The organism is Leptotrichia sp. oral taxon 879 str. F0557, from assembly GCF_000469385.1.
In the GTDB taxonomy this organism is placed as follows: domain Bacteria; phylum Fusobacteriota; class Fusobacteriia; order Fusobacteriales; family Leptotrichiaceae; genus Leptotrichia; species Leptotrichia mesophila.
Map to the genome: position 1 here is coordinate 1 of NZ_KI271289.1, position 17,427 is coordinate 17,427.

The following is a 17,427-nucleotide window of genomic DNA, read 5'->3' on the forward strand; positions in this document are numbered from 1 at the left end:
TATTGGTCTTTATACAAGTTGTCGAACAGGTCTATTATATCTTATTTTTCAGTTAGTTTAATGGGATTTTATGATTAAAAGAAAAATAACTAAAGATGTGGATTTATTTCAGGATTTTCAATTTGAACTGTCACATGCTCTATTCCGTATTCATTTTTTAAAAGTTTTACTACATCATTTACAATCTCGTAATCATTTACACCATCATACTCATCAAGTAAAATATGAAATGAAATACTTATATTTTCTTCAGAAATATTCCATAAATGGAATTCATGAATATCCTTTATTTTATCAATTGTTAAAATTTTAGCATAAATTTCGTCGATATCTAAATCGCTGGGAACAGCTTCCATTAAAATAAAAAATGCCTCTTTTGCAATTTTTAATCCACCAGTAAAAATAACAACGCTTATAATCACACTTATTATTATGTCAAAAATAACAAGGTTAGTCAATTTTAAAATAATTGCAGCAATTATAACTCCAACAGAATTTAACGTATCTCCTAAAAAATGCCATAATGCACTTTTTACATTAAGATTATTTTCTTTTTTCAAACTTTTCATAAGTACAAACATAAGTATTATATTAACCAAAAGTCCGATTACTGCAATTGTAAACATCGTAAAAAAATCAACATGCTCTGGATTGAAAAGCCGTTTCACAGCCTCAATAACTATTCCAAGCGAAATTATCATAAGAGCCAGTCCATTTATGAATGCAGAAATTATCTCAATTCTCAAAAATCCGTAAGTAAAATTTTTATTTGGCTTTTTGGCTGAATAAAATACCGCTATAATGCTGAATAAAAGAGCAACAACATCCGAAAACATATGAAATGAATCTGAAATAAGTGCAAGTGAACCACTAAATATTCCACCAAATAATTCAACTAAAGCAAAAAATAATGTCAGTAAAATTGAAGTTATTAAAGTTTTCTTTGATTGTGCCTGATATTTGTAATGCTTTATATGATGGTACTTAAAATCTATTTTTTCTTTATTCATCTTATCTTTCTCTCTTTCCACTAAAAATATTTAATCTATTTTTATTATATAATAGGAGTTTTTTTATTTCAACAACATAATTTTATTTTATAGCAAAACTATTTTGAAATCTTAAAATTATTTTTAATACTGTTGCAGATTGCAATTTTGTATGGTAAACTTTTGTTAGAAATAATAATTAAAATAGATTCAAATCATACTTTTATAACATAAAAATTAAGTAATAAAGTTAATATAAAGGAGAAATATAAAATGTCAAATATATTTGAAAAAAAAATTAGAATAAATGAATTAACAAACTTAAGAAAAGAACTTATGCAACAGGGAAATGTTGTGGAAGAGGTTAAAGTATTAAAAGAATTAGCAGAACTTACAGAAGATGTTTTTGGTGAGGAAAGCGATGAAAATATTAAAATTTTGAATGAAGTTGGGGGAACGCTTAAATATGTTGGGGAGTTTGACACGGCGAAAGATGCTTTATTAAAGGCACAAGGCTTTATTGAGAAAAAGTATGGCAAAGATAGTATTCCGTATGCGACTTGCAGCCTTAACCTATCTGAAGTTTACAGATTTATGAAAAAGTATGATGACATAGAGAATATTTATCTTAATACTATGAAAATTTACGAAAATAATAATTTGCAGAATGACTATGTTTATGCGAGCGTATGCAATAATTTGGCTTTATTTTATCAGGAGCTTGAAAGATATGAGGAAGCGATTGAGTTGCAGGAAAAAAGTCTGGAAGTATTGGAAAAAGTTGGAGAAAATCCTATTCAGTATGCAATTACGCTAAGTAATCTTGTACAGCCTTACTTGAAGGTAAAAAATAAAGAAAAAGCAGAAGAATATTTGCAAAAATCACTAGAACTAATCGAAAAGGAAGTTGGAAAAACTCATAACTTGTATGCAGCAGTCCTTAACAATATGGCAACTTTTTATTTTGCAGAAAATGAATATGAAAAAGCATTGGAATTATTTGAGGAAAGTGCTGAAATTTGTGAAAAGACATTTGGAAAAGAAAGTAATAATTATAAAAATATTTTGGAAAATATTGAAGTTGTGAAGGAAAAAATGGTTTAGATAGAAGAAGGAGAAAAAATGGATTCAAATAAAATAAAAGGACTGGAACTTTCAAAAAGATATTTCGAAGAAATTTATCTGCCAGTTATAAAAAATGAATTTCCAGAAGTTTTTGAAAAAATGGCGGCTGGACTTGCGGGGGAAGGTTCCGAGTGTTTTAGTTTCGATGATGGGATTTCGCAAGATCATGACTTTGGGCCGTCCTGCTGTATTTGGCTGAGTTCAGAAGATTATGAGAAATATGGACTAAATTTACAAAAAAGGCTTAATGAATTGCCAAAGGATTTTTTGGGATTCAGAGCGTTGAATGTGAGCGAGTTTGGAGATGGACGGCGTGGTGTCCTTAATATAGAAGACTGGTTTTTCAAGTTTTTAAGAGATGTGAAAGCACCTGATAATTTGTATGATTGGCGATTAATCCCAGAAGAATTGCTAGCAACAGCGGTTAATGGAGAAATTTTTATGGATAATTCAGGACAATTTACAAAAATTAGAAATGATTTGAAAAAATATTTTCCAGAAGATATACGACTTAATAAAATTGCCACAAGATGTATGAAAATGGCACAATCTGGGCAGTATAACTATTTACGATGTATGAAAAGAAATGAAATTGTGGCAGCAAAGTTGGCGGAAACAGAGTTCGTAAATGAGGCGATACATATGATTTTTTTATTAAATAAAAAATATAAACTTTTTTACAAATGGATGCCAAGAGCTTTAAAAAACTTGAAAATCTTGGGAGAAAAAACTTATTTTCTAACTGAAGAACTGGTAAAATTGCCAACTGGTGCGATTAATCGAAAATTTCAAATTATTGAAGAAATAAGTGCTGATGTAATTACGGAAATGAAAAATCAAGATATTGTCCCAAGACAATTAACAAGTGACTTTTTACAGGATTATGGGCCTTTTGTGCAAAATAAAATTGAAGATGAGAAATTAAGAAACTGGAACCCTGCGATGGATTAAAATAGAAAATTTAAAGAACAATCAACAAAATTAGAGAATATTGGATCTTAAAATAGGAGAATTGAAAATGGAAATTAGCAAAAAAGAAAGCTTTATTAGACAAATTTTAAAAAGGGAATGGGAATTTTTTCAAAATGTACATCATACAGAAGGAAGAGCTGATTGTCAGGATAATCCTCAAGAATTTGAAATTATGAGAAGAAGCCAATGGGAAACATTACCTGATGAAATTCTGGAAAGTTATCTGGAAGACTTGATTTTGGCAAAACATCGTGGTGAAAACATTGTTCAGGACAAATATGCCAGAATGATGAAATATAGTTCTCCAAAAGAATACGAAATTATTAAGGAGTATTTGCCTGAAATTTCACAAGAAAAGGAAGAATTGGTACAAAAAATAGTAGAAATTTATTTACATTGGGAAGAAGAAATAATAAAAAAATATCCAAAAGTTACTTCAAAAGGGCGTCCTTTATACTCAAAATACGACACACCAAACTATACTTCAATTGAAACTTACTTAAAGGGAGAATTATCATCATATTCAGTAAAAACATTGAAATTATATTATGAGTATATTCAGAGCTGTGTTACAAATAATGTAAACTTGGCAGAAAATAATTTGGAAAACATTGTACTGGAAAAGGGATACAGTTCTATTGAGGAAGCAGAAAAAAGTTTGTAAATTTATAAGTTGGAGGGAAGATAAATGGTAAAAGTAAAGGAATTAATAGAACATGGATTAGAATTATTTTCAAGAAATAGCGTAAGTAGGCTAGAAAAGTTTTTTGAATCAGCAAAACAAGAAAATTTAGATATAAGTTTAATTGATAAAAAATATATGAAATTTAAAAGAACTAAAAAGAAAAAACGATTTACAACAATTTTTAATTATTTTACTTTCGGATTTTCAGCAATAGGAAGAATGGCAAATATGGCTTATGATGCTGAAAGAAAGGAAGAATTTAAAAATGAAAGAATGAAATTGCAAGAGGAAATAAAGGATGTATTAGCGAATGAAAATATGGATGATAATTCTAGGGAGCTATTACAAATAATGGATTTCTATTTATATGATTAAAATTACGAATTAGGTTTATTGTCAAATCAAGTGAAACAAAAAGTAAAAATTAATTTTTGAAGTTATTAGGATATTTCTGAAAATTCTGAATCAGAGATATTTTTAATAATTACTTAAATTTGTTGCATTTGATTATACAATACACCCAAACATTTGTTACAAAAATAATTATTTACCATTATTGATAAAACTAAAAAAATATAGTATAATTATGAGATTAGAGATGTTAGTAAATACATTCAGACTTTTGTTAAATACATATCTAGGATTTGAATTAAAATAGTTTACTATATCGCAAATCAGACACGTTAATGACAATTGAACAAATTTTAAAACAAATAGTATCATTTAAAATTTAGGGAGGTAGATTTATGTACGCATTGGATAAACAGCTTGTTTTAGAAGATGGTAGTGTGTATAAAGGGTATGGATTTGGAGCAGATGTGGAAATGGCTGGGGAAGTTGTTTTTAATACTGCGATGACTGGGTACCAGGAAACTATTTCAGATCCATCGTATAATGGGCAGATTATTACATTTACTTATCCATTAATTGGAAATTATGGGATAAATAGGGATGATTATGAAACTATTAATCCAAGTATTAAGGGAATTATAACTCGTGAAATATGTAGAAAACCTTCTAATTTTAGAAATGAATTTACATTGGATGAAGTTTTGAAAGACTTAAATATTCCAGGAATTTCTGGAATTGATACACGTAGTCTGACAAAGAAAATAAGAGAGCATGGAACGATTAAAGGAATTATCGTTAGTGCAGACAAAGATTCGCAAGAAATTGCAAAAAATTTAAAAATCAATTCGTTACCAACCAATCAAATCGAACAGGTATCGACAAAAAAAGCATTTCTTTCATCTGGAAGAGGGATGAGAGTTGTTCTTCTTGACTTAGGAATGAAATCAGGAATTATGAGGGAACTTAACTCAAGGGACTGTGATATTGTCGTAATGCCACATAATGCAACTTCTAAAGAAATTTTAAGACAAAAACCAGACGGAATAATGTTAAGCAATGGACCAGGAGATCCTATAGATGTTCCAGAAACAATTGCTACAATTAGGGAATTAATAGATAAAGTGCCAATTTTTGGAATTTGCATGGGACATCAACTGATTTCACTTGCCTGTGGAGCAAAGACATATAAATTGCTATTCGGACATCGTGGAGCAAATCAGCCAGTATTAAACCTACAAACTGGAAAAGTTGATATTACAGCACAAAATCATGGATATGCTGTAGATATTGATTCTTTGAAGGATACAGAGCTGGAATTAACACATATTGCAGTAAATGACAGAACCTGCGAAGGTGTAAGACATAAAAAATATCCAGTATTTTCGGTACAGTATCATCCAGAGGCTTCTCCAGGACCACATGACCCAAATTATTTATTTGATATGTTTATTGAAAATATGAAAAAGAATCGGAAATAATAATTTTAGAACTATTGATTGAAAACAAATTTTTTAGTTTATTTTAGGTAAATTTGTTACATAAAATTAAAAATTATAAAATATTGAAATAAAAGCGTTGATAAAAATTAATAGCAAGGAGATGTAGGGAAATGCCTAAACGAAAAGATATAGAAACAATTTTAGTGATTGGATCTGGACCGATTATTATTGGACAGGCTGCTGAATTTGATTATGCGGGGACACAGGCGTGTCTATCATTGCGTGAAGAAGGGTACAAGGTTATCCTTGTAAATTCCAATCCTGCAACTATTATGACTGATAAGGAAATTGCGGATAAAGTATATATTGAGCCATTGACTGTTGAATTTGTGTCAAAAATTATAAGAAAAGAGCGTCCTGATGCCTTGCTTCCTACTCTTGGAGGGCAAGTTGGACTAAATTTAGCTGTAGAATTGCATGAAGCGGGAGTGCTGGAAGAATGTGGAGTGGAACTGCTAGGAACTAAACTTGACTCTATTAAGCAGGCGGAAGACAGGGAATTGTTCAGAGATTTGATGAATGAACTGGGAGAGCCTGTGCCTGAATCGGATATTATTCATAATTTGGAAGAGGCACGTAGATTTGTGGAAAAAATTGGATACCCTGTGATTGTGCGTCCTGCCTTTACAATGGGAGGAACTGGTGGAGGAATCTGCCATAATGATGAAGAACTGGAAGACATTGTTACAAATGGACTTAGATATTCGCCAGTAACTCAATGTTTATTAGAAAAATCAATTTCAGGGTACAAGGAAATTGAGTATGAAGTAATGCGTGACAGCAATGATACAGCGATTGTTGTATGTAATATGGAAAATATTGATCCAGTTGGTATTCACACGGGAGATTCGATTGTAGTAGCACCTTCGCAAACGTTGACAGACAGGGAATACCACATGTTGAGAGATGTTTCGTTGAAAATAATAAGAGCGTTGAAAATAGAAGGTGGATGTAATGTTCAGCTGGCACTAGATCCATATTCATTCAATTATTATATCATCGAGGTAAATCCGAGAGTATCACGTTCATCGGCACTTGCTTCAAAGGCGACAGGTTATCCAATTGCAAAAATTGCCGCAAAAATTGCAGTTGGATTGACACTTGATGAAATTATAAATCCTGTTACCAAAAATTCGTATGCGTGCTTTGAGCCGTCACTTGACTATGTTGTAAGTAAAATACCGAGATTTCCATTTGACAAATTTGAAAAGGCAGATAGACATCTAGGAACTCAAATGAAGGCAACTGGAGAAGTAATGGCTATTGGTAGAACTTATGAGGAAAGTTTGTTAAAAGCTATTCGTTCACTTGAGTACGGAGTACATCACTTGGGGCTTCCAAATGGAGATGAATTCAGCTTGGAATACATTTTGAGAAGAATCCAGAAAGCTGGAGATGAAAGATTGTTTTTCATTGGGGAAGCATTAAGACGAGGAGTTACTCCGCAGGAAATACATGATATGACAAAAATTGACATGTTTTTCCTTGATAAAATGAAAAATATTATTGATATTGAAGTGGAATTGAAGGCAAATGTAAATAATCCAGATGCACTGCTGTTTGCCAAAAGATATGGATTTTCAGATAAAGTTATTGCACACCGTTGGAATACGACAGAAGATGAAGTTTACAAACTTCGTGAAAAATGCAATATTAAGCCTGTGTTTAAGATGGTTGATACCTGTGCGGCTGAATTTAAGTCAGAAACACCTTATTTTTACTCGACTTATGAGCAGGAAAATGAAAGTGTTGTAGGAAATAAGAAAAAAATTATTGTACTTGGCTCAGGACCTATTAGAATTGGGCAAGGTGTTGAATTTGACTATGCTACAGTTCATGCTGTGAAGGCGATAAAAGAGTCTGGCTATGAGGCAATTATTGTAAATAACAACCCAGAAACTGTTTCAACGGACTTTTCAATTTCGGATAAGCTTTATTTTGAGCCGCTTACGGAAGAAGATGTTATGGCGATAATCGAGCTTGAACAGCCAGAAGGCGTTGTTGTTCAGTTTGGTGGGCAGACGGCAATTAACTTGGCTGAAAAATTGGCAAGACATGGTGTTAAAATATTGGGAACAGCACTTGAAGAAATCGATAATGCGGAAAATCGTGATAAATTCGAGGCATTGCTGCATAAATTGAATATTCCTCAGCCTCTTGGAAAAACTGCATTTGATACCGAAACTGCTGTAAAAAATGCGGCTGAAATCGGGTACCCTGTTTTAGTACGTCCATCTTACGTATTAGGTGGAAGAGCAATGGAAATCGTATATCGTGAAGAGGAATTGCGTCAATATATGGAAAATGCGGTAAAAGTATCGCCTGATCATCCTGTGCTTACTGACAGATATTTAGTTGGAAAGGAAATCGAGGTGGATGCAATTTGTGATGGAGAAACGGTTGTGATTCCTGGAATTATGGAGCATATCGAAAGAGCGGGAGTCCATTCTGGAGATTCTATTGCGGTTTACCCTCCACAAAGCATTACAGATTCACAAAAACGCACATTAATTGACTATACAACAAGGCTTGCAAAAGGATTAAACATTATAGGGCTTTTGAATATTCAGTATGTAATTAGCGATGGAGAAGTTTATGTATTGGAAGTAAATCCTAGAAGTTCAAGGACAGTTCCGTTTTTAAGCAAGATTACAGGTGTTCCTATGGCAAATCTTGCTATGAAGGGAATTCTTGGAGAAACATTGAAAAGTAAAGGATACCAAACTGGATTAATTGAAGAAAGCAAACATGTGTATACAAAAGTTCCTGTGTTCAGTTTCCAGAAATTAAAAGATGTGGATACAACACTAGGGCCTGAAATGAAGTCTACAGGAGAAGTTATGGGAAGTGATGAAAACCTTGAAAAATCACTTTACAAAGGGCTGATTTCGTCTGGAATTAAAGTCAAGGATCAAGGAAGCGTATTGTTTACAATTAGTGGAACTGCAAAAGAGGAAGCTTATGGACTAGCTAAGAGATTTTCTGACTTGGGTTATCATATAATGGCTACAAAAGGTACAGCCAGATATTTTGAAGAAAAAGGGCTTCGTGTTGAAACTGTTGGAAAAATTGAAGAAGAAGGAAAATATGAGCATTATGTATTAGGACTGATTTACAAAGGACTTGTTGATATGGTAATAAATACAGCAGCTAAAAAGAAAACTGCAACAAATGACGGATTTAAAATTAGACGTGCTGCAAGTGAACAGGAAATCGCCTGTCTTACTTCACTTGATACAACGGACGCTTTACTGAAAGTTCTTGAATCCATTTCATTTAATGTAAGTTCGATATGATTAATTATTGATTTTATCAAATAAAATAGAAATAAATTTTAAAAATTACCAATTTCGTTAGTTTTATTTTGAATAATAGGATTAGAGAAATTGGTAAAATTTTTGAGTAAAATAAAGAAATAAAAAATAATGGAGCAAGAATGAATTATAAAAAAATAATATTAATAACAATTTTTTCGATTTTTTTATTTTCCTGTGATGATACATTTAAGGAAATTGGAAGAAAATTTAGTATAAAAAAAGTGAAAAATGAAGAGATGGATAAGTACAACGGTTATGTTGAAATTCATAATAATTTGACAAACATTGATAATGAAATTTTAAAGTATATTAGTGTGGTTGGAGAAGGTAAAGAAATAAATATCCAGGAACTTAAGGAATCGAAAAGTATACCAGTTATTAAAATTGACAATGCTATTATCCAAAAACTTGAAAAAAATATAAATTCAAAATTTAAGATGGAAAAGCTGGATAATTCTTCCGAAAAATTATTGCCAATTTTAAAAGAATTAAAAATAGTAACGGACTCTATGACAAATTACTATGGGAAAAAAGAATATTTGGCAGACGATTTTGCAAAAGGGCAGCAATTACATACAGATTTTTTGAAAGTTTATAAAAGATATAAAGAAAGTTCAAATATTTTTAAAACGGAAGTGGAAAACAAATCGAAAGAAAGAATACAGAAGATATTGGAAACATATAAAAATGAAGGAAGTCTGATAAAATACAATTTGGCGGTTCTTATAAATAATTGTGAAGATTTTGTGGATAAAGTGGATAATCAGAAAATTAGTATGACAACCTTTATAAAAGGTGATTTGGGAAAATTAAAAAAAGCACAACAAAATATTTTAACAGCTTCAACTAGTTTTCAAAAAGTAATTACAAACGAAAAACAGATAAAAAAAGAAAATTATACAAAAGAAAAATTGGAAATATTTAACAAACAGCTTGCAGAATTTGAAAAATCGGTTACAATATTTATTAGGGAAATTGAAAAAAGCAAGTCGATGAGCAAGAGTGAAATTGAGAAGAAGGTTTATACGGAGGATATGGTTGGGACTCCGAACGATGTGATTAAAAAGTATAATAAGTTGGTAAATGATTATAATAATTTGATGAATTAACTATTTATTGTTTTAATATAGCCGATTTTATTTTCAAAAAAATTAAATAAATAAAGATTTAATTTACTTAATAAATTATATAGAAAAAAGGAGAACCGTGAAAAAGAAATTAACAAGATTAGGAAAATTTATAAGCTTGATTTTAAGGCATAAGCCTGAGATGATTGGAATTGAACTGGATAGGAATGGATGGGCTGATGTAAATGAGCTTATTAATGGAATAAATCGCTCTGGAGATGTTGAAGACGGAAAAGAGGAACGGATAAATTTTGAAATTTTGGAGGAGATTGTAAGGAATAACAGTAAAAAGAGATATGAATTTAATAAAAATTTGACGAAAATTAGGGCTTGTCAAGGACATAGCATAGATGTTGACTTAGAATTGAAAGCTGTTAAGCCTCCTAAAATTTTGTATCATGGAACAGCGGATAGATTTTTGGAGCAGATAAAAAAAGAGGGGTTAAAAAAGAAAAGCAGGCAATTTGTACATTTGTCAGAGACGGAAGAAACGGCATATTCTGTTGGTCAAAGACACGGAAAACCATTTGTAATAAAGGTTTTGGCTGAAAGGATGTACGAAGATGGAAAAGAATTTTTTATTTCAAAAAATGGCGTTTGGTTGACTAATGATATTGAAGTGAAATATTTGGAATTTTAAAATAAATTATCAAACCATTTTATTAATATAAAAAATAGAAAGATGAAAGAAGGAATTTTTTATGAAATTGGGAATTGTTGGTTCAGGGATGATTGTTCAGGAATTTTTGCCTAGTCTTGTTCAGTTGGAAGGACTAGAAATCGTGGGTATACAAGGGACAAAAAAGAGTATTGGAAAAGTTGAGGAAATTTGTGTAAAATATAGTATTCCGAAATTTACTGATGATTTTAACAAACTTTGTGAATTTGGAATTGATGCTGTCTATATTGCTGTTCCGAATTTTTTACATTTTGAATATTGTAAAAAAGTATTGGAAAAAGGTCTGAATGTTATTGTTGAAAAGCCGATGACAACTAATTATAGACAAGCTAAAGAATTGTCAGATTTAGCAAAGGAAAAAAAATTGTTTTTATTTGAAGCAATAACGACACTTTATTTTGAAAATTATAAAAAAATAAAAGACTGGATTGAAAAAATTGGAGATGTGAAACTTGTTCAGAGCCAGTATAGTCAGTATTCCAGCAGATATGATGCTTTTAAGAGAGGAGAAATTCTGCCTGTATTTGATCCTGAAAAAGCTGGAGGAGCATTGATGGACTTGGGGCTGTATAATTTACATTATGTTTTAGGACTTTTTGGAAAGCCTGAAAATGTGAAGTATTATGCTAATATTGAGAGAAATATTGACACGAGCGGAGTTCTTATGATAGAATACAAAAATTTCAATGCTATGTGTGTATGTGCAAAAGATAGTGAAGGAGAAAGAATAGGAATAATTCAAGGAAGTAAAGGAAAAATAGTAAGTGAAGAGGCTCCGGGACTTGTCGGAAAAGTTACATTAAAAATGTATGATGGAACAACAGAAAGCTTTGATGATGGATTTTCAAAAGATAGAGTTGTGCCTGAATTTAAAACATTCATTAGTGCAGTAAATGAAAATGACTTGGAATTTTGCTATAAACAGCTGGAAAAAAGCCTTCTGGTAAGTGAAGTGCAGACAAAGGCTAGACTTGAGGCGGGTATTAAGTTTCCGCAGGATTAATAAAAAGGGGGGGAGCTTTTTAATCAAGAAATTCAAAAAATTACTGCTTCAAATCTAAAAAAATTAAACATGGCTAGAAAAAAACATTTAGAAGAAATAATAGAATACGAATTGATAGAAAAAGAAAAGCAGTAATTGGTAAAAATCAATTATAATGGTGAAAAGAATGGAAAAATATAAAAAATTTTGGGAATCTGTGGATATAGAATATACTGAAAAAGAAGGGAAGAGAAAAGAGAAAAGCAAATATTATACAAAAGAGTTGCTTGAGAAATATGGAGTAAGAAAATATGTTAATTTAGTATTAGACTATGAATTGATAGCATTTAAGCCACTGCTTCGTTGTAAAAATATTGACCCAGAAACGAATGAAGAAGGCGAGTCTTTATTTTCTGACTTAGATTTTTCAGATAATGTATATGAATATGGAAGAAAAAAATTAATATGGTACTCTGAAAAAATTCATAAGCAAAAATATGGAAAAAATGCCAAAAAGAAAGAAGTAAATTACGAAGTATTAGATTCGTATATTCCATTTATAGAGGTTAGTTCTTATGGCTCTTTTGTTTATATATCAAAAGAAACAAATAGAATAGTACAATTTTATTCATATTCAGATTTATCAGATGAAAGTAAGGGAGTTTATTGGAAATGGGTAAAATTAGCAGAAAATTTTGATGAATTTATTGAGAAACTGTATGTAGATCCAAAAGATAATGAAGAGATGTCGAAGGAAGAAAAAGAGCAACTGACAAAATTTGTTGATGGATTGCTGGAACAATTGGATGAAGAAAGATAGGAGATGATAGAAATGGATAGACAAAAGCATTTGGAAGAAATACTAGAGATAGAAGATTGTGAAGTGAGGGAAGAGGAAAGTTACTATTATGACGATGAGTTTATAGAAAGTTTGGGAATTGAAAAAGAAGAATACAGAGATATGGTTAAAAAATATTCTGAAATTTATTTTAAGGAAACTGTATATATACCCATTGATGATGAGAATATAAATGATAAATTTATTTCGTATTTATATTTTGATGATGAAACAGTTGAAAGAGGAAAAAATATGCTTATAGAATTTGATGAGAGGGAATATGAAAAAAATCCTGATTTAAAAAGAACATATTTTTGGAGAAACAACTATGTGGCAATAGGTGCGGATGAAGATGAGTATATATTTATTTCTAAAGAAACAAAGGAGATTTTTATGTATTATTTTGCTGAGGATATACATAAAATTTTTACTGAAGGAGGAAATAGGGAAAAATGGAAATGGATAAAATTAGGAGATAACTTTGATGAATTTTTTGATAAATTGTATTTAAAAAAATAATGGATATACTTTAAAAGTATGCTCGAACGTCTCTAATACCTAATTAATCAGGATGAATCTTTGATTTTAATAGAATAGTTGCCTTTTAATTGGTTATTAAAGCGGTTTGAGGATAAAGTTTCTTAAAATTTTAAAAATAAAATAAGGAGAGAAAATGGATAAAGAAAAAGTTTCAATAATTGTGCCAATGTACAATGCAGAAAAGTTTATTGGGAAAACAATAGAATCAGTGCTTTCACAGACTTATGAAAATTGGGAAATGCTTATTATGAATGATGTTTCAACGGATAACAGTCTTGCAGTTGTAAATGAATATGCAAAAAAAGATGATAGAATAAAGGTTGTAAATACTGAAAAAAATATGGGTGTTGTAAAAGGGAGAAATCATTTGATTGATTTGGCAAATGGGAAATTTATTGCATTTTTGGATGCTGATGATTACTGGTATAGCCAAAAATTGGAAAAACAGATACAATTTATGAAAGAAAAAAATGCAGGTATTAGCTGTACAGAGTACACGAGAGTTAAGGAAAATGGCGAAAAAATCAATGAAGTTGTAATTAAACCAGAAATCTCCTATACTGATATGCTGAAAAATAACTATCTAGGCTGTCTTACAGTTATGTATGATGTAGAAAAAGTTGGGAAGCGGTATTTTAAGGAACTCGAGAAAAATGAGGATTATGTTCTTTGGCTGGAGATTGTGAAAGATGTGAAAACGATTTTTGGACTCAAGGAAAACTTGGCTTATTATCGAGTACTGGATAATTCCCGTTCGAGCAATAAGGCTAAAACGGCAAAAGTTCGTTGGGAAATTTATCGAAAAGTTGAGAAATTACCGTTTTTGAAGTCAGTTTATTATTTTTTACATTATGCAGTCAGGGCTGTACTAAAAAGTAAATAAAATAAAATTTTGAAAATTTTGAAAAATAAGGTATAATTATTAAATAAGTAGATTTGGAGGAAATAATGAAAAAGATGAAATTTTTGATGGCTGCAATGATTTCAGCAGTAATTTTTACAGCATGCGAAAATAAATACAGCGTTGATAATCTTAAAAAAAATGACAAGCTGCTAAAGGAAACGGCTCAAAAATGTAAAATAAAAAGAAATGAAAAAATTTGTATAAATGTTGACAAGGCACAAGCTGAAAAAGCACAGGAATGGTGGAATAAAGTAAAACCAGAAGTTACTAAAAAAGTTGACAAGGTTGCAAAGGATCTAATGGCTGGAGATCCTGTATCCAGTATGGAAATTATACCTGAAAAGCTTTGGGAATGGGAAGCAAAACATGGTTCTACAACACCTCAGAAGGCTAAAGAAATGGCGTTACAGATTTTAAAAGTAACTATAAAGAAGATAAAATTTGAAAAAGTCGAATATAATGTAGAAAATGCAAAAATAGGACAGACAAGTGCTGGAAGAAATTATGTAATTATACCGACAAAGAGTATAGTTTCTGGTCAAGGAAAAAAAGTAGAACTGAATCCAAAATCTTTGGTGTTTGAAGATGGAGATAAATTATATATGGTAAATATTGATGAAAAGAATAAAACTATCTTAACTGAAATGTATTCTGATCTTGCAGATATAAAAGTAGAGTAACAGTAAAGATAGGTAATAAAAAATAAATATTATTTGGAGGATAAATGAAAAAAATAATAGTAGGATTAATGATTATTATTTCGGCAACGGCTTTTTCAGCTGCTGGGAGTAAGAATGGCAATAGAAATTTAAATAACAATGTAAAAGTTTCTGAAAAATCAGGCAAGAATACTGAAACAGCACAACAGGTATGGAATAGAGTAAAGCCTGAAATAAAGGCAAGAATGGATAAACTTGCAAAAGCCGCAGTAAATGGAGATTACATGGCAAATATTAATGAATTGCCTGAAAAATATGTAAGCTATATGGCAAAAAAAGCGTCAATGACAGTACCGGAATTTAAAAGTTCAGCAATTAAGCTGTTGAGTGGAATAACAAAAGATGTAAAATTTACTAAAAGCACATATGATTTAGAAAATGCCAAAATTGGGAAAACAAGCAGAGGAAGAAATTACGCACTTATTCCAACGACTGTAACAATGTCAGTAAAAGGGAAAAGTATAGAGTCCAAAGGTAAAATACTGGCATTTGAAGATGAGAACAGATGGTATCTTGTGAATTTTGACAAAAATTATATAACTTCTATGAAAGAGCTGTATCCGGATTTGATGGAAATAAAATAAGAAACGGAGAAAAAATGAGAAAGATAAAATTTTTATTGGTAACAATATTTGCGGCATTATTTTTCACAGCTTGCGGAAATAAATATAGTGTTGAAAATTTGAAAAAAAATGATAAATTACTAAAAGAAACGGCTGTGAAATGTAAAGAAAAAAATGACGAAAAAATTTGTAAAAATGTGGATAAGGCACAAAGTGAACTGGCACAGGAAAACTGGAAGAAAGTGAAGCCAGAAATTAAGGCAAAATTTGATAAATTTACAAAGGATATAATGGCAGGGAATTATGCAACAGTTATAAACGAAATTCCTGAAAAGTATTTAAAATACGTTGCAGAAAAAAATTCGACATCAGTAGAAGAACTAAAAAAAATGATGACAGAAATATTAAAGATTGTTCAAACTGAACTTAAAATTGAAAACGTTGTTTATGATGTAGATGCTGCTAAAGTTGGAAGAACATCAGCAGGAAGGAATTATGCAATTATTTCCTCAGTAACCACAGTGGCAGTTGATAATCAAAAAGTGGATAGAAAGCAAGATTCATTGGTATTTGAAGATGAAAACAAGTGGTATATTATGAATTTAGATGAAAAAACTTTAAAATATGCCAAAAAAGTATATCCTGATTTTGAAGAAATTAAAGTAAGATAAATAAAATTTATAAAAAATTTAACAATTTAATAAAAATACTGGGGAGCAATTTTGCTGAGAATTAAACCCACATAACCTGTACAGATAATGCTGTCGGAGGGAGTATTTTATATAAAATAAGAAATAATTTTAAAGTTATTTTGCATACCTTTTCAAATTATTTTAGAAAATTTATAGAAATATAGAATCTCCTTGTGATAAGGGGATTTTTTTATATAAATAAATTTTAAATAAAAAAACAGTTTTAAGGAAAGAGATGATAGATTATGGAAAAAAAAGAAATTAATGCGAGTATTGCAATTCAGGTATTGCCAAATGTTGTGGGAAATAAAGAAATTGTAAGAGTTGTTGATGAAGTTATTGAATTTATTAAAAGCAAAGGGTTAAAAATGAATGTTGCTCCATTTGAAACGACGATAGAAGGGGATTTTGACGAGCTTATGGAAATTGTGAAGGAATGTCAAGTTGTGGCTGTGAAGGCAGGAGCTGATGGTGTAATGTCGTATGTAAAAATAAATTATAAACCGAAGGGAGACATTTTAAAAATTGATGAAAAAATTTCAAAATATAACAGATAAAATTGCACCAGGTATTATTATTTCTGCATTATTGATGATTTGGCAAATTTTGTCAATGGTGAATATTATTCCAAAATTTATGTTGCCGCCGCCATTTGAAGTTGTAAAAGCGTTTGTTTTGGATTTTCCGCTACTTATGGAACATACAAAAATTACACTTATTGAAGCGTTTTTGGGACTTGGACTGGGAATAGTTCTAGGATTTGTTGTGGCGGTTGTTATGGATAGATTTGAATATGCGTATAAAATGATTTATCCTGTTTTGGTGATTACGCAGACAATTCCGACGGTTGCTATTGCACCGCTTTTGGTACTTTGGCTGGGATATGGAATATTGCCAAAGATTACGCTTATTGTTATGACTTCGTTTTTTCCGATAACTATTGGGCTTCTGGATGGATTTCGCTCTGCTGACAAGGATATGTTGAATTTGTTAAAAACAATGGGAGCAACGCCATTTCAGAACTTTATTCATGTCAAATTGCCAGGCTCATTAGGATATTTTTTCGCAGGGCTTAGAATTTCTGTTTCATATTCTATAATTGGAGCGGTTGTGGCTGAATGGCTTGGTGGATTTAGTGGGCTTGGAGTTTATATGACAAGAGTCAGAAAATCGTATTCATTTGATAAAATGTTTGCGGTAATTTTTCTTATTTCTGCAATAAGCCTGCTACTTATGTATCTTGTAAAAAAAATTCAGAAATGGTGTATGGTTTGGGAAAAATAAATTCTTATATTATTTCTCGTTTAAAAAACAAATATTTAATAATTTTTGGATTAAATATTATTAAAAAAAGAATTATTTTTTTATCTCTAACATAGTTTTTATTTTTAACGGGATTTAATATTAAATATTTTTTATTTCCGTAGGATTGCTCATTGCCGCAA

18 protein-coding genes and 1 riboswitch are annotated in these 17,427 nt (G+C 30.6%); of the genes, 17 read left to right on the forward strand and 1 reads right to left on the reverse strand.

The features are described from left to right. Positions 1-89 precede the first annotated feature (89 nt). The gene (locus tag HMPREF1552_RS00790) at positions 90-1,010 is read right to left on the reverse strand and encodes a cation diffusion facilitator family transporter (RefSeq protein WP_039900886.1); all 921 of its coding nucleotides are present in this window, start codon (positions 1,008-1,010) and stop codon (positions 90-92) included. Between the two features lie 252 nt (positions 1,011-1,262). Here HMPREF1552_RS00790 and HMPREF1552_RS00795 point away from each other — a divergent pair, with 252 nt between their 5' ends. The 17 genes from HMPREF1552_RS00795 to HMPREF1552_RS00875 all read left to right on the forward strand — a co-directional run bounded on the left by HMPREF1552_RS00795 (position 1,263) and on the right by HMPREF1552_RS00875 (position 17,266). Then, entirely contained in the window at positions 1,263-2,093 is an 831-nt protein-coding gene (locus tag HMPREF1552_RS00795; protein ID WP_021743126.1) for a tetratricopeptide repeat protein, read from the forward strand. Positions 2,094-2,111: 18 nt separating this feature from the next. Continuing rightward, a complete protein-coding gene (locus HMPREF1552_RS00800) occupies positions 2,112-3,065 on the forward strand; it encodes a DUF4037 domain-containing protein (RefSeq protein ID WP_021743127.1) in 954 nt (317 codons plus the stop codon). 61 nt (positions 3,066-3,126) lie between these two features. Then, positions 3,127-3,750 carry a DUF4125 family protein gene (locus HMPREF1552_RS00805; RefSeq protein ID WP_039900923.1) on the forward strand — a complete coding sequence of 208 codons (624 nt, stop codon included), beginning with the start codon at positions 3,127-3,129 and terminating at the stop codon, positions 3,748-3,750. 24 nt (positions 3,751-3,774) lie between these two features. Then, positions 3,775-4,146: a hypothetical protein gene (locus HMPREF1552_RS00810; RefSeq protein WP_021743129.1), complete on the forward strand. Its 372-nt coding sequence runs from the start codon at positions 3,775-3,777 to the stop codon at positions 4,144-4,146. 371 nt (positions 4,147-4,517) lie between these two features. Beyond that, complete coding sequence (carA, locus tag HMPREF1552_RS00815; protein ID WP_021743130.1) at positions 4,518-5,600, forward strand: glutamine-hydrolyzing carbamoyl-phosphate synthase small subunit; 1,083 nt, start codon at positions 4,518-4,520, stop codon at positions 5,598-5,600. A gap of 131 nt (positions 5,601-5,731) precedes the next feature. Next, positions 5,732-8,917 (forward strand): carbamoyl-phosphate synthase large subunit, encoded by a 3,186-nt coding sequence (gene carB / locus HMPREF1552_RS00820; protein WP_021743131.1) that lies wholly within the window; start codon positions 5,732-5,734, stop codon positions 8,915-8,917. Between the two features lie 140 nt (positions 8,918-9,057). Next, a complete protein-coding gene (locus HMPREF1552_RS00825) occupies positions 9,058-10,047 on the forward strand; it encodes a YiiG family protein (protein ID WP_021743132.1) in 990 nt (329 codons plus the stop codon). Between the two features lie 97 nt (positions 10,048-10,144). Then, complete coding sequence (locus HMPREF1552_RS00830; protein ID WP_021743133.1) at positions 10,145-10,705, forward strand: RNA 2'-phosphotransferase; 561 nt, start codon at positions 10,145-10,147, stop codon at positions 10,703-10,705. 61 nt (positions 10,706-10,766) lie between these two features. Beyond that, positions 10,767-11,747 carry a Gfo/Idh/MocA family protein gene (locus HMPREF1552_RS00835; RefSeq protein ID WP_021743134.1) on the forward strand — a complete coding sequence of 327 codons (981 nt, stop codon included), beginning with the start codon at positions 10,767-10,769 and terminating at the stop codon, positions 11,745-11,747. Positions 11,748-11,913: 166 nt separating this feature from the next. Next, complete coding sequence (locus HMPREF1552_RS00840; protein WP_039900888.1) at positions 11,914-12,546, forward strand: hypothetical protein; 633 nt, start codon at positions 11,914-11,916, stop codon at positions 12,544-12,546. A gap of 12 nt (positions 12,547-12,558) precedes the next feature. Beyond that, the gene (locus HMPREF1552_RS00845; RefSeq protein WP_039900890.1) at positions 12,559-13,083 is read left to right on the forward strand and encodes a hypothetical protein; all 525 of its coding nucleotides are present in this window, start codon (positions 12,559-12,561) and stop codon (positions 13,081-13,083) included. A gap of 154 nt (positions 13,084-13,237) precedes the next feature. Continuing rightward, on the forward strand, positions 13,238-13,987 hold the full coding sequence (locus tag HMPREF1552_RS00850) for a glycosyltransferase family 2 protein (RefSeq protein WP_021743137.1): 750 nt from the start codon (positions 13,238-13,240) through the stop codon (positions 13,985-13,987). A 65-nt stretch (positions 13,988-14,052) separates the two neighbouring features. Further along, complete coding sequence (locus HMPREF1552_RS00855; protein WP_021743138.1) at positions 14,053-14,688, forward strand: EexN family lipoprotein; 636 nt, start codon at positions 14,053-14,055, stop codon at positions 14,686-14,688. Positions 14,689-14,732: 44 nt separating this feature from the next. Next, the gene (locus tag HMPREF1552_RS00860; RefSeq protein WP_021743139.1) at positions 14,733-15,311 is read left to right on the forward strand and encodes a hypothetical protein; all 579 of its coding nucleotides are present in this window, start codon (positions 14,733-14,735) and stop codon (positions 15,309-15,311) included. Positions 15,312-15,325: 14 nt separating this feature from the next. Continuing rightward, positions 15,326-15,961, forward strand: coding sequence for an EexN family lipoprotein (locus HMPREF1552_RS00865; RefSeq protein ID WP_021743140.1), 636 nt, complete (start codon positions 15,326-15,328; stop codon positions 15,959-15,961). Between the two features lie 29 nt (positions 15,962-15,990). Continuing rightward, positions 15,991-16,080, forward strand: a riboswitch (TPP riboswitch). A gap of 147 nt (positions 16,081-16,227) precedes the next feature. Further along, on the forward strand, positions 16,228-16,539 hold the full coding sequence (locus tag HMPREF1552_RS00870) for a thiamine-binding protein (RefSeq protein ID WP_021743141.1): 312 nt from the start codon (positions 16,228-16,230) through the stop codon (positions 16,537-16,539). Beyond that, complete coding sequence (locus HMPREF1552_RS00875; protein WP_021743142.1) at positions 16,511-17,266, forward strand: ABC transporter permease; 756 nt, start codon at positions 16,511-16,513, stop codon at positions 17,264-17,266. The genes HMPREF1552_RS00870 and HMPREF1552_RS00875 overlap by 29 nt, the downstream gene beginning before the upstream one ends. The last annotated feature ends 161 nt before the right edge of the window (positions 17,267-17,427 follow it).

What these genes read in the sequence shown, in the direction of transcription:
- HMPREF1552_RS00795 (WP_021743126.1), top strand. Translation starts at nt 1,263, where the DNA reads ATGTCAAATATATTTGAAAAAAAAATTAGAATAAATGAATTAACAAAC.
- HMPREF1552_RS00845 (WP_039900890.1), top strand. Translation starts at nt 12,559, where the DNA reads ATGGATAGACAAAAGCATTTGGAAGAAATACTAGAGATAGAAGATTGT.
- carB (WP_021743131.1), top strand. Translation starts at nt 5,732, where the DNA reads ATGCCTAAACGAAAAGATATAGAAACAATTTTAGTGATTGGATCTGGA.
- HMPREF1552_RS00800 (WP_021743127.1), top strand. Translation starts at nt 2,112, where the DNA reads ATGGATTCAAATAAAATAAAAGGACTGGAACTTTCAAAAAGATATTTC.
- HMPREF1552_RS00810 (WP_021743129.1), top strand. Translation starts at nt 3,775, where the DNA reads ATGGTAAAAGTAAAGGAATTAATAGAACATGGATTAGAATTATTTTCA.
- HMPREF1552_RS00835 (WP_021743134.1), top strand. Translation starts at nt 10,767, where the DNA reads ATGAAATTGGGAATTGTTGGTTCAGGGATGATTGTTCAGGAATTTTTG.
- HMPREF1552_RS00860 (WP_021743139.1), top strand. Translation starts at nt 14,733, where the DNA reads ATGAAAAAAATAATAGTAGGATTAATGATTATTATTTCGGCAACGGCT.
- HMPREF1552_RS00865 (WP_021743140.1), top strand. Translation starts at nt 15,326, where the DNA reads ATGAGAAAGATAAAATTTTTATTGGTAACAATATTTGCGGCATTATTT.
- HMPREF1552_RS00850 (WP_021743137.1), top strand. Translation starts at nt 13,238, where the DNA reads ATGGATAAAGAAAAAGTTTCAATAATTGTGCCAATGTACAATGCAGAA.
- HMPREF1552_RS00825 (WP_021743132.1), top strand. Translation starts at nt 9,058, where the DNA reads ATGAATTATAAAAAAATAATATTAATAACAATTTTTTCGATTTTTTTA.
- carA (WP_021743130.1), top strand. Translation starts at nt 4,518, where the DNA reads ATGTACGCATTGGATAAACAGCTTGTTTTAGAAGATGGTAGTGTGTAT.
- HMPREF1552_RS00790 (WP_039900886.1), bottom strand. Translation starts at nt 1,010, where the DNA reads ATGAATAAAGAAAAAATAGATTTTAAGTACCATCATATAAAGCATTAC.
- HMPREF1552_RS00855 (WP_021743138.1), top strand. Translation starts at nt 14,053, where the DNA reads ATGAAAAAGATGAAATTTTTGATGGCTGCAATGATTTCAGCAGTAATT.
- HMPREF1552_RS00875 (WP_021743142.1), top strand. Translation starts at nt 16,511, where the DNA reads ATGAAAAAATTTCAAAATATAACAGATAAAATTGCACCAGGTATTATT.
- HMPREF1552_RS00840 (WP_039900888.1), top strand. Translation starts at nt 11,914, where the DNA reads ATGGAAAAATATAAAAAATTTTGGGAATCTGTGGATATAGAATATACT.
- HMPREF1552_RS00870 (WP_021743141.1), top strand. Translation starts at nt 16,228, where the DNA reads ATGGAAAAAAAAGAAATTAATGCGAGTATTGCAATTCAGGTATTGCCA.